Annotated in this window: 11 protein-coding genes and 1 pseudogene; 6 read left to right on the top strand and 6 right to left on the bottom strand. The window is 73.8% G+C overall.

The genetic code is table 11. The features are described 5' to 3' along the window. Positions 1–135: 135 nt before the first annotated feature. Complete coding sequence (locus tag RIN80_RS21055; RefSeq protein WP_309097183.1) at positions 136–1,272, top strand: peptidoglycan bridge formation glycyltransferase FemA/FemB family protein; 1,137 nt, start codon at positions 136–138, stop codon at positions 1,270–1,272. Positions 1,273–1,423: 151 nt separating this feature from the next. Then, positions 1,424–2,407 (top strand): EamA family transporter, encoded by a 984-nt coding sequence (locus RIN80_RS21050; RefSeq protein ID WP_309097182.1) that lies wholly within the window; start codon positions 1,424–1,426, stop codon positions 2,405–2,407. 31 nt (positions 2,408–2,438) lie between these two features. On the opposite strand, the gene RIN80_RS21045 is transcribed toward RIN80_RS21050, so the two are convergent. The 3 genes from RIN80_RS21045 to RIN80_RS21035 form a co-directional block, all read right to left on the bottom strand. Then, entirely contained in the window at positions 2,439–3,110 is a 672-nt protein-coding gene (locus RIN80_RS21045) for a formylglycine-generating enzyme family protein (protein WP_309097181.1), read from the bottom strand. 71 nt (positions 3,111–3,181) lie between these two features. Continuing rightward, on the bottom strand, positions 3,182–4,003 hold the full coding sequence (locus tag RIN80_RS21040) for an ABC transporter permease (RefSeq protein ID WP_309097180.1): 822 nt from the start codon (positions 4,001–4,003) through the stop codon (positions 3,182–3,184). Further along, a complete protein-coding gene (locus tag RIN80_RS21035; protein WP_309097179.1) occupies positions 4,000–4,959 on the bottom strand; it encodes an ATP-binding cassette domain-containing protein in 960 nt (319 codons plus the stop codon). The genes RIN80_RS21040 and RIN80_RS21035 overlap by 4 nt, the downstream gene beginning before the upstream one ends. A 106-nt stretch (positions 4,960–5,065) precedes the next feature. Between RIN80_RS21035 and RIN80_RS21030 the strand changes: the two genes are divergently transcribed. Further along, complete coding sequence (locus tag RIN80_RS21030; RefSeq protein ID WP_309097178.1) at positions 5,066–5,863, top strand: TetR/AcrR family transcriptional regulator; 798 nt, start codon at positions 5,066–5,068, stop codon at positions 5,861–5,863. Between the two features lie 104 nt (positions 5,864–5,967). On the opposite strand, the gene RIN80_RS21025 is transcribed toward RIN80_RS21030, so the two are convergent. Then, the gene (locus RIN80_RS21025) at positions 5,968–6,942 is read right to left on the bottom strand and encodes a WD40 repeat domain-containing protein (protein WP_309097177.1); all 975 of its coding nucleotides are present in this window, start codon (positions 6,940–6,942) and stop codon (positions 5,968–5,970) included. Positions 6,943–7,075: 133 nt separating this feature from the next. On the opposite strand from RIN80_RS21025, the gene RIN80_RS21020 reads away from it, so the two are divergent. Beyond that, the gene (locus RIN80_RS21020) at positions 7,076–7,750 is read left to right on the top strand and encodes a GDSL-type esterase/lipase family protein (protein WP_309097176.1); all 675 of its coding nucleotides are present in this window, start codon (positions 7,076–7,078) and stop codon (positions 7,748–7,750) included. A gap of 105 nt (positions 7,751–7,855) precedes the next feature. On the opposite strand, the pseudogene RIN80_RS26610 reads toward RIN80_RS21020, so the two are convergent. Further along, positions 7,856–8,011: pseudogene (locus RIN80_RS26610) on the bottom strand (aminoglycoside adenylyltransferase domain-containing protein); the annotation flags it as partial. 308 nt (positions 8,012–8,319) lie between these two features. On the opposite strand from RIN80_RS26610, the gene RIN80_RS21010 reads away from it, so the two are divergent. Both RIN80_RS21010 and RIN80_RS21005 read left to right on the top strand, forming a co-directional pair. Further along, entirely contained in the window at positions 8,320–8,487 is a 168-nt protein-coding gene (locus RIN80_RS21010) for a hypothetical protein (RefSeq protein ID WP_309097175.1), read from the top strand. A gap of 99 nt (positions 8,488–8,586) precedes the next feature. After that, complete coding sequence (locus tag RIN80_RS21005; protein WP_309097174.1) at positions 8,587–9,579, top strand: aldo/keto reductase; 993 nt, start codon at positions 8,587–8,589, stop codon at positions 9,577–9,579. A gap of 151 nt (positions 9,580–9,730) precedes the next feature. On the opposite strand, the gene thpR is transcribed toward RIN80_RS21005, so the two are convergent. Beyond that, positions 9,731–10,303 carry an RNA 2',3'-cyclic phosphodiesterase gene (gene thpR, locus RIN80_RS21000; protein WP_309097173.1) on the bottom strand — a complete coding sequence of 191 codons (573 nt, stop codon included), beginning with the start codon at positions 10,301–10,303 and terminating at the stop codon, positions 9,731–9,733. Positions 10,304–10,351 lie beyond the last annotated feature (48 nt).

Raw genomic sequence — 10,351 nt, 5'->3', positions numbered from 1 at the left:
CGAACCCGCGTGAGGCGTTCGGGCCACGCTGCGGGGCGATCCGAGTGTCTGGGACCGGGGAGCGGGCGGGCCGCTCCTAGGCTCGCGGGACCAGTCCCCGCCCCGCCGAGGGCCGCTGCTCGAAGGAGCCCGCGCATGAGCGTCCGCGTCCAGCCGATCACCCGCGACGAGCACCTGGCGTTCGTCTCGGCCCGCCGCTCCGCCAGCCACACCCAGGTCCCTTCCTGGGGCGCGGTCAAGCCCGACTGGGAGGCGGAGAGCCTCGGCTGGTTCGACCCGGTCGGGCAGCTCGTCGGCGCCGGGCTGGTGTTGCTGCGCCCGCTGCCCGGGCCGCGGCTGCCCGGCCTGCGGCGGTACCTGGCGTATCTGCCCGAGGGCCCGCTGATCGACTGGCACGAGCCCGGCCCGGAACGCCTGCTGGAGCCGATGGTCGCCCACCTGCGGCGGCGGGGCGCCTTCGCCGTGCGGATGGGCCCGCCGGTCGTGGTGCGCCGCTGGAGCGCCGAGACGGTCAAGGCGGCGATCGCGGACCCGGCCGCGCGACGGCTGCGCGACGTCCGGGCGACGTCGTACGAACCGCGGGCCGGGCAGGTCGCGGACGGCCTGCGCCGCATGGGCTGGCGGCAGAGCGAGGCCGGCGGGGAGGCCGGCTTCGCCGCGGGACAGCCCCGGTACGTCTTCCAGGTGCCCTTCGCCGGCCGTTCGCTGGAGGAGATCCACGACGGCCTCAACCAGCAGTGGCGGCGCAACATCAAGAAGGCGGAGAAGGCCGGGGTGAAGGTCGTGCGCGGCGGCCCGGAGGACCTGCCGGCCTTCCACGAGCTGTACACCGAGACCGCCGAGCGCGACGGGTTCCTGCCGCGCCCGCTCTCCTACTTCCAGGGCATGTGGAGCGCGCTCACCGCCGAACACCCGGACCGGATGCGGCTCTACCTCGCCCACCACGACGGCGAGGTGCTCGCCGCCGCGACGATGCTCACCGTCGGCGAGCACGTCTGGTACTCCTACGGCGCCTCCACCAGCCGCCGGCGCGAGGTCCAGCCGAGCAGCGCCGTGCAGTGGCGGATGATGACCGACGCCCACGAACTCGGCGCCGCCGTCTACGACCTGCGCGGCATCACCGACACCCTGGAGGAGTCCAGCCCGCTGCTGGGCCTGCTCCGCTTCAAGGTGGGCACCGGCGGCGAGGCCGTCGAGTACCTCGGCGAATGGGACTACCCGCTCAACCGGCTGCTGTACAAGGCGTTCGAGCTCTACCTGTCCCGCCGCTGAGACCCCGAGGGCGCCGGGCGGGCGTCTCACGCCACGAGACAGAGGCAAAAGGGCTTCACGCACCTGACTCAGTCCATTACCCTGGACTGCGAAGTACATCGGGGTGTACGCGGAGTGCACGCCGGTGTACGGACCGCCCGCATCCGCGCCGATGAGCACAGGACCGCCCGTGACCAGCCCCGACAGCGTCACCACGCCCCAGCCCGCGACCACCGCGTCGCCCGCGTCCGGCCCCGCGGCCGGTCCGGGCCGGCTGGGCTCCCTCGGACCCGTGGGCCTCGTCCTGGCCGGCGGCATCTCGGTGCAGTTCGGCGGCGCCCTGGCGGTGACGCTGATGCCGAGGGCGGGCGCCCTGGGCGTGGTGGCGCTGCGCCTGCTCGTCGCGGCGGTCGTGCTGCTGCTGGTCTGCCGCCCCCGGCTGCGCGGCCACTCGCGCGCCGACTGGGGCACGGTCGTCGTCTTCGGCGTCACCATGGCCGCGATGAACGGGCTCTTCTACCAGGCCGTCGCCCGCATCCCGCTGGGCCCCGCGGTCACCCTGGAGGTCCTGGGACCGCTCGCCCTGTCGGTCCTGGCGTCCCGCCGCGCGATCAACGTCGTCTGGGCGGCCCTCGCCCTCGCGGGCGTGTTCCTGCTCGGCGGCGGGGGGTTCAGCGGACTCGACCCCGCGGGAGCGGCCTTCGCCCTGGGCGCGGGAGCCATGTGGGCGGCGTACATCGTCTTCAGCGCCCGTACGGGCCGCCGCTTCCCGCAGGCGGACGGGCTGGCCCTGGCGATGGCGGTCGGCGCGGTGCTGTTCCTGCCGCTGGGCATCGCCGAGTCGGGCACGAAGCTGCTCGACCCGGTGACCCTGGGCCTGGGCGCGGCGGTGGCCCTGCTCTCCTCGGTCCTGCCCTACACGCTCGAACTGCTCGCCCTGCGCCGCCTGCCCGCCTCCACCTTCGCGATCCTGATGAGCCTGGAACCGGCCCTCGCGGCCACGGCCGGCTTCCTGATCCTCGACCAGTCCCTCACGGCGCCGGAGGCCGCGGCGATCGCGCTGGTGATCGCCGCCAGCATGGGGGCGGTGCGCACGCAGGTGGGCCGGGGCCGCGGCAAGAAGGCGGCCCTGGAGGGCACGGGCCTGGAAGGCTAGGCCGGACCCGGCCCAGGGACCGTCACCCGGGTCAGGCCCGGGGTGTCCGGGCCACCCGGAACCCCACGTCGTCGATCCGGAACGTCGGATGGCTCCGGCGGCGTACCGAGGCGCGGCAGCTCCAGTGCTCGTCGGACCAGCCGCCGCCGCGGAGCACCCGGTAGGTGCCGTAGACCTCGGGGTCGTAGAGGTCCCAGCACCAGTCCCAGACGTTGCCGAGCATGTCGTACAGGCCCCACGCGTTGGGCCGCTTGCCGCCCACGGGGTGGATCGCCTCGCCCGCGTTCCCGCGGTACCAGGCGATGTCGTCGAGGGGGCCGTAGCGCGGGCCGGTGCCGCCGGCGCGGCAGGCGTGCTCCCACTCGGCCTCGGTCGGCAGCCGGTATCCGTCGGCGGAGGCGTCCCGGTCGACCGTCTCGCCGTCGTCCCGTACGTGGTACGCGGGGGTCAGCCCCTCGCGCAGGGACAGGGCGTTGCAGAAGCGGACGGCGTCCCACCAGGACACGCCCTCCACGGGCAGCCGCTCGCCCCGGGCCGCGCTCGGCCTGCGGCCGGTGACCTCGGCGTACCCCTCCTGGGTGACCGGGAACGCCGCCAGCCGGAACGCCGCGACGTCCACGGCCCAGCTGCGCTCGGTCCGCCGGTCCGTCAGCGTCACCCGCCCGGCCGGGACGGTGACCATGTCGCTCTCGAAGTCCCCCATGACCGGCCACCCTACGGGGAGGGGGCGCCCGGCCCCCGCCGAGCGCCCCCGTCGCCACACCACCGCCACCGCTACCGGCTGAGCTTCTTGAACCGCCGTACCGCCAGCGGCAGGAAGACCGCCGTAAGGATCACCGGCCACACCCCGGCCATCAGCAGCGCGTGCTGCTCCACCCAGGAGTCGCCGCCCCCGACGGGCGTGCCGAACAGCTCACGGGTCGCCGCCGCCGTGGAGGAGATCGGGTTCCAGGCCGCGACCCAGCCCAGCCAGTCGGGCATCAGCTGCGGCGCGACGAAGATGCTGGAGATCATCGTCAGCGGGAAGGCGACCGCGAACAGGCCGCCCGCGGCCTCCGGGTTGGGCACCAGCAGGCCGAGCCACACGCCGATCCAGATCAGCGCGAACCGCAGCCACAGCAGCAGCCCGAACGCGGCGAGGAAGCCGAGGCCGCCGTCCGGGCGCCAGCCCATGGCGAGGGCGGTGAGCATCATGATGGCCAGCTCGGCGCAGGCCACGATGAGGTCGGTGACCCCGCGTCCGGCCACCACGGCGGAGGACGCCATCGGCATGGAGCGGAAGCGGTCGATGACGCCCTTGGTGGAGTCGTAGACCACGACCGTGGCCGTGTTGATGAAGCCGAACGCCATGGTCATCACGAACATGCCCGGCATCAGGAAGTCCTTGTAGTCCCCGCCGCCCGGCACCTTCATCGCGCTGCCGAAGACATAGCCGTAGAGCAGCACGGACAGGATCGGGAAGCCCAGTTGCCAGGCGATGTTGACCGGCTGGCGCCGGTAGTGGGTCAGGCCGCGGCGGACGATGTTCCCGCAGTCGGCGAGCAGCCAGTACGTGCCGCCGCGCGCGTTCGCGGTGCTCAGGTCGACGGCGCTCACGCTGCGGCCTCCTTCTCGGTCCGGTGTCCGGTCAGGCGCAGGAAGACGTCGTCGAGGCTCGGCCTGCGCAATCCGATGTCCTCCACGCGGACGCCCTCGTCCTGCAGGGTCCGCGCCACCTCCGTGAGAGCCGCGACCCGGTCGGCGACCGGGGCCTGCACCCGCAACTCGGCCTCGTCCGACGCCGGTTCGCCGTCGGTGACCCGGGCGACGACCTTCACCACCCGCGGGATCTCGGACCGCTCGGCGACCACGACCTCGATCCGGTCGCCGCCGACCAGGCCCTTCAGCCCGTCCGGGGTGTCGTCGGCGATGGCCCGGCCCTGGTCGATGACGGTGATGCGGGAGGCGAGCCTGTCGGCCTCCTCCAGGTACTGCGTGGTCAGCAGCACCGTCGTGCCGCTCGCCACCAGGGCCCGGACCGAGTCCCACACCTCGCCCCGGCTGCGCGGGTCCAGGCCGGTCGTCGGCTCGTCGAGGAAGAGCACGGCCGGGGCCAGGATGATCGACGCGGCGAGGTCCAGGCGGCGCCGCATGCCGCCGCTGTACTTGCCGACACCCCGGTCGGCGGCGTCGGTCAGGTCGAACTGCTCCAGCAGCTCGGCTGCCCGGAGCTTGGCGCGCCTGCCGCCCAGGTGGAACAGGCGGCCGAACATCTCCAGGTTCTGCCGGCCGGTCAGCACCTCGTCGACCGCCGCGTACTGGCCGGTGAGCCCGATCCTGGCCCGCACCTCGCGCGGCTGGCGGGTCACGTCGAGTCCGGCGACCGTCGCCCGGCCCCCGTCCAGCCGGACCAGCGTGGACAGGATGCGGACGGCGGTGGTCTTGCCCGCCCCGTTCGGCCCGAGCAGGCCGTGCACCGTGCCCTCGCGTACCGCCAGGTCGAAGCCGTCGAGGGCGCGCTTCTCGCCGTACCGCTTCTCCAGCGCCTCGGCGCGCACCGCGTATCCGCCCATATCGCCCCTCCCGTGACCCGTGCCGGTCCGGCACTGAACTGGGTACAGCGTACCCGATTGCGCGTACAGCGTACCCAGTTTTTGTGGAGGGCCCTAAGCTGGGCTCATGACGAGCGGCACGAGTGGCAGTGGCGGTACGGAGACCAGCGGCAGCGGCGACATCGCCCGCACCCTGGAGCTGCTGTGGGACACCGGCCGGCGCCCGAGCCGCGGGCCCAAGCCGACCCTCACCCTGGACCGGATCGTGGAAGCGGCCGTCCAGGTGGCGGACGCCGAGGGCCTGGAGGGGCTCTCCATGCGCCGCGTCGCGGCCGAGCTGGGCACCGGGACCATGTCGCTGTACCGGTACGTCCCCGGCAAGGGCGAGCTGCTCGACCTCATGCTGGACCGGGTGCAGCGCCCCTCCGGGAACCCGGCCGACCTGGGCGACGGCGGCTGGCGCGCGGCCCTGGAGGCCCTGGCCCGCGCGACCCTCGCCCTCTACCGCCGCCACCCCTGGCTGCTGCACGTCAACCAGTCCCGCCCGATCCTCGGCCCGAGCGCTCTGGACGGCATGGAGAAGGTCCTCACGCTGATCCGCCCGATGGGCCTGAGCGACCCCGAGCTGGTCTCGGCGATCATCATGATCGACGGGTACGTCGTCGGGGCCGCGCGCACGCAGCTGTACCAGCTGGAGGCGGAGCGCCGGACGGGCCTGACGGACGCCGAGTTCTGGCAGGCGCAGGTGCCGACCCTGGAGAAGGCCATGGCGTCGGGCCGCTATCCGGTCATGGCATCCCTGTCCGAGGACACCTTCGGACCGGACTTCGACCACTTCGAGTTCGGGCTCCAGCGCATCCTGGACGGCCTGGAGGTCCTGGTGGAGCAGCGCCGGGCCGGGGACCCGGACACGTCACAGGCGTAGCGCCGCCACCGCGCCGGCTGACCCGCCCCGCGCCGGCCGGCCCGCCCCGCGTCGGCCGGCCCGCAGCAGTTCCCCTCGCGCCCCTCGGACTCCGCGCCACGCCCTCAACCCCGCCGCCTCAGCCTGCGCAGGCCGAGCACGACGACCAGGGCGACACCGGCGGCGATGGCCCCGGTCCTGAGGTCACCGCTCAGTCCGCCCGCCCCGGCGCCCCCCTCCGGCGAGGCCGAACTCCCCTTCCCGGCGGACGAGTCCGAGCCGCCGGGAGCGTCCTGCGGCTCCACCGGGCTGTCGGCCCCCTCCGCGCCGAACATGAGCTTCGACCCGTCGGCGGTGTAGGTGACGGACTCCCCCTGCCCCAGGAACGGCACGCCGAGCCGCTCCTTCTTCTTGATCCTCCCGCCGTTCCAGTCGTAGGCGACCGCCCCGAAGTAGCTGCGCACGACGAGGTGTTCGCCGTCGGGGGAGAGCGTCGCGTCGGTGGCCTCCAGGTCGGGGACGGCCGCGACCGGCCGGAACACGTTGGTGCCGCCCGGGGAGAGGTCGGCGGGACCCTCGTACAGGTGCCCGCCCTTCTCGTTCTTGTCGACGATGTAGACGCGGCCGGTCTTCGGGTGCACCACGAGGGACTCGGCGTCCCGCGCGCCGTCGGAGTACTTCACGACGTACTGCGTGGCCCGGACCGACTGGTCGCGCAGGGTCTCCGGCTCGGGCAGCCGGTAGATCCACACGTGCGGCCAGGTGCCGCCGAGGTTGTCGCCGATGTCGCCGACCCAGATCCGGTTGTCCGGCCCGATCGAGACGGCCTCGACGTCGCGCGGGCTGCCCACACCGGTCATGGTGATCGTCGCGACCGTCTCGCCCGTCCTGCTGTCGACGGCGTAGAGGTAGGCCCCGTCGTCGCTGTCGTTGTGCGTCCAGTAGATCCCGGGGTGCCGGTGCGAGGCGGCCAGGCCGCTGGACTCGGTGATGCGCGGATCCCTGATCGTGAACTTCTCGTCCCCGTCCGCTGCGGTGGCGGGCACGGCCAGGGCGCCCGTGAGAAGGGCCGCGGCGAGGAGGGCGAAGGGTCTGCGCATGCCCCAAGCGTGCCATCCCGCCGGGCGGTTCATCAGGCGGTTCCCGGGAGGCCGGCTCCCCGCACCGGGGCCGGGGTCGGCGCGTGGCCCGGCTCACATCCCGCCCGGCGCGCTGATCGTCCATGATGAGCGGATGCTCAGGTTCATGCCCGTCGGTGACTCCATGACGATCGGAAGCGCGGGCGAGCACACGTGGCGCTACCGGCTGTGGCAGCACCTGTGCCGTTCCCACCGCGGCCCCTTCACCCTCGTCGGCCCCCGCGAGACGCTCTACGACAAGCGCGCCGACGCCCCCACGTCGTACGCCTACGCCGAACCGGACTTCCCCCGGGCGCACCTGGCCGGCTGGGGCGAGGGCTGGCAGCACATGGCGCCGCTGATCGGCGACGCGGTGCGCTCCTGCCGCGCGGACGTCCTGCTGGTCTCGCTCGGCCTGATCGACCTGGGCTTCTACACGAACGCGGAGCAGACCGCCGACAACGTGCGCGCGTTCACCGCGCGGGCGCGGGCGGCGAACCGGCGGGTGCGGATGGTCTGGCTGCCGGTGACACCGAACGTCCGGGCCCGGACCGACGCGGCCTTCGCCACCGAGGTCGCCCGCTTCAACGAACTCCTCGCCAAGACGGCCGCGGACCTCGACGAACCGGCCTCCCCGATCCTCCTGGCCTCGACCCCGCCCTCCTACGACGTCGCCGCCGACACCTACGACGGAACCCACCCCAACGCGAGCGGCGAACACAAGATCGCGGCGGCCTTCGCGACGGCCCTGCACCAGGGCTGGGGCCTGGGCGGGCCCTACGCGGGCTGACGCTCCCCCGATCATCCGGACCAGGTACTCCGCGCAGCCCCCGGCGTCCACGCCGTCCCACCGCTCGTCCTCCTCCCCGAGGTAGACGGCCCGGGCGCGGGCGAGGGCCGGCCGGTGTGCGGAGGGCGGCCGGCCGACGGCCCACTCGGCGGCGGCGTCCTTCGACCGGACCTCTCCGGCGGCCAGAGTGCGCCGGCCGCGGGCGAGGGTGAGCAGGACGTCGCGGGTGTCCGTGGCCGGCTCGCCCAGCAGCTCCGGCACCCCGGCGACGATCGCCCGGCGCAGGTCGGCGGCCGGCCCCGGGCCGGGGCGTCACACCCCGCTCGAAGTCCTCCCGCAGCCACGACCCGTGCAGCAGGTCACAGGCGGGCGGGTAGCGCCAGGGCCGTACGTCGTCCTGCACGGCCAGGGTGAGCCCGACGGGCCGCGGCCCCGCCCCGGCCCCGGACGCCTTGGGCAACCCCGCGACCGGCACCCGGCGTTGCCGTCCGGTCGCCGACCGCCGCACGACGGCCGGCACATCCACGTCACTGTGCGGGCGCAGGCCACCGAGGGTGGCGGAGCCGCTGGTGGATCCGCCGCCCCGGGGCGGGCCCCTCATCGGCCCCGCCACCTTGGTCGCCACCGTCGGCACCGCGGCGCACCTGCTCTTCCGGGTCGAGTACGCGGCAACGGCCGACGCGGACCGCGGCGTCATCACCTGCCTGCGGCTGGTGAACGACCTGGAGGTCAACTAACCGGTGTCGTACGGCCCTGCGGAGAACCCGGAGGACTACCCGCACGCCCAGGGCCGGTGACTTGCCTGGAGCGCACTCCAAGACGTTGGCTTGGTCGGCATGGAGTACACGCAGCTCGGACGCACGGGACTCAAGGTCAGCCGGCTCGTCCTCGGCACCATGAACTTCGGCCCCCAGACCGACGAGGCCGACAGCCACGCCATCATGGACGCGGCGCTGGACGCGGGCATCAATTTCTTCGACACCGCCAACGTGTACGGCTGGGGTGAGAACAAGGGCCGCACCGAAAGCATCATCGGCACGTGGTTCGCCAAGGGCGAGGGCCGGCGCGACAAGGTCGTCCTCGCCACGAAGGTCTACGGCAACATGGGCGCCGACGGACCCGCCTGGCCGAACCACGACAAGCTCTCCGCCGTCAACATCCGCAGGGCCGTCGACGCGAGCCTGAAGCGGCTGCAGACCGACTACATCGACGTCTACCAGTTCCACCACGTCGACCGGGACACCCCGTTCGAGGAGATCTGGCAGGCGATCGACGTCCTGATCCAGCAGGGCAAGATCCTCTACGTCGGATCGTCGAACTTCCCCGGCTACAAGATCGCCCAGGCCAACGAGATCGCCGCCCGGCGCGGCGGGACCATCGGGCTGGTCAGCGAGCAGTGCCTGTACAACCTCGCCGAGCGCCGCGCCGAGATGGAGGTCATCCCGGCCGCGCGGGACTACGGCCTCGGCGTGATCCCCTGGTCGCCGCTGCACGGCGGTCTGCTGGGCGGCGTCCTGAAGAAGGAGGTCGAGGGCGGGCGCCGCGCCTCCGGCCGCGCGGCCGACGCACTCGCCGACCCGGCCACCCGCGCGCGCATCCAGTCCTACGAGGACCTGCTCGACAAGCACGGCGTCGAGCCCGGCGAGGCCGCCCTGGCCTGGCTGCTCACCCGCCCCGGCGTGACCGGCCCGATCGTCGGCCCGCGCACCGCCGAGCAGCTCGCCTCCGCGGTCCGCGCGTCGGAGCTGGAGCTGTCCGAGGAACTCCTGACCGGCCTGGACGAGATCTTCCCGGGCCCGGGCCCGAGCCCCGAAGCCTTCGCCTGGTAGGCCCCTCAGGGGCGCGGCCGGGGAACGGCCCTGTGCGGTCCCCCGGCCGTCCTACCTTCCCGGCAAGGAAGCCAGGGCGACGACGAGGAACATCAGCACGAGCACACCGGCCATGATCCGGTTGCGGGTTTTCGGGTCCACGCCACCGAGCCTAACCGGCGCCCCCGAGCGCCCAGCGCCCGACCGCCTCGTACCGGGGCTGCTCCCCGGGGACACCGGACGTCGGCAGGTTGCTGCGCACCAGCACCAACTCGTCGACGGTCCAGGTGCGGCCGGTGAAACCCGCCAGGACGTCCAGGTACGGCCGCACGTCCCGTGCCTCCCGGCTCCGGGCCACGGTCAGGTGGGCCTTGTACCGCCGGTGCTCCCCCATCGGCACACCCGCCTTCCGCGCCGCGGCCTCCGCCCGCTCGGCGAGCAGCCGCAGCGTCGCCAGGTCCCCCTCGGCCCCGGCCCACAGCGCCCTGCCGTGCCCGAACTGCCCGCCGCCGCGCAGGGAGAGCGGGAACGGGGCGGTCCGGTGCGCGGCACGCTCCAGCCGCTCCGACAGCCCGGGCAGGAGCCCGTCGTCCACCTCGCCGTAGAAGGCGAGCGTGAAGTGCCACCCGGCCCGCCCGGTCCACCGCACACCGTCGGACCCGGCCGGCGCGCGCAGCTCGTCGACGACGGCACCGAGCTCACGGCACACGTCCTCAGGGGGCAGTACGGCGGCGAAGAGTCTCATACGGCCAGTCTGCCCGCCCCCCGCCCCACAGGTCCGGGTGTGCCCTGG

Origin of the sequence: Streptomyces sp., from assembly GCF_031181705.1 — a bacterium.
Taxonomy (GTDB): Bacteria; Actinomycetota; Actinomycetes; order Streptomycetales; family Streptomycetaceae; genus Streptomyces.
The sequence above is the reverse complement of the archived record's forward strand: the minus strand, read 5'-3'. Positions and strand labels throughout refer to the sequence as shown.

What these genes read in the sequence shown, in the direction of transcription:
- RIN80_RS21025 (WP_309097177.1), bottom strand. Translation starts at nt 6,942, where the DNA reads ATGCGCAGACCCTTCGCCCTCCTCGCCGCGGCCCTTCTCACGGGCGCC.
- RIN80_RS21020 (WP_309097176.1), top strand. Translation starts at nt 7,076, where the DNA reads ATGCTCAGGTTCATGCCCGTCGGTGACTCCATGACGATCGGAAGCGCG.
- RIN80_RS21045 (WP_309097181.1), bottom strand. Translation starts at nt 3,110, where the DNA reads ATGGGGGACTTCGAGAGCGACATGGTCACCGTCCCGGCCGGGCGGGTG.
- RIN80_RS21005 (WP_309097174.1), top strand. Translation starts at nt 8,587, where the DNA reads ATGGAGTACACGCAGCTCGGACGCACGGGACTCAAGGTCAGCCGGCTC.
- thpR (WP_309097173.1), bottom strand. Translation starts at nt 10,303, where the DNA reads ATGAGACTCTTCGCCGCCGTACTGCCCCCTGAGGACGTGTGCCGTGAG.
- RIN80_RS21050 (WP_309097182.1), top strand. Translation starts at nt 1,424, where the DNA reads ATGAGCACAGGACCGCCCGTGACCAGCCCCGACAGCGTCACCACGCCC.
- RIN80_RS21035 (WP_309097179.1), bottom strand. Translation starts at nt 4,959, where the DNA reads ATGGGCGGATACGCGGTGCGCGCCGAGGCGCTGGAGAAGCGGTACGGC.
- RIN80_RS21055 (WP_309097183.1), top strand. Translation starts at nt 136, where the DNA reads ATGAGCGTCCGCGTCCAGCCGATCACCCGCGACGAGCACCTGGCGTTC.
- RIN80_RS21030 (WP_309097178.1), top strand. Translation starts at nt 5,066, where the DNA reads ATGACGAGCGGCACGAGTGGCAGTGGCGGTACGGAGACCAGCGGCAGC.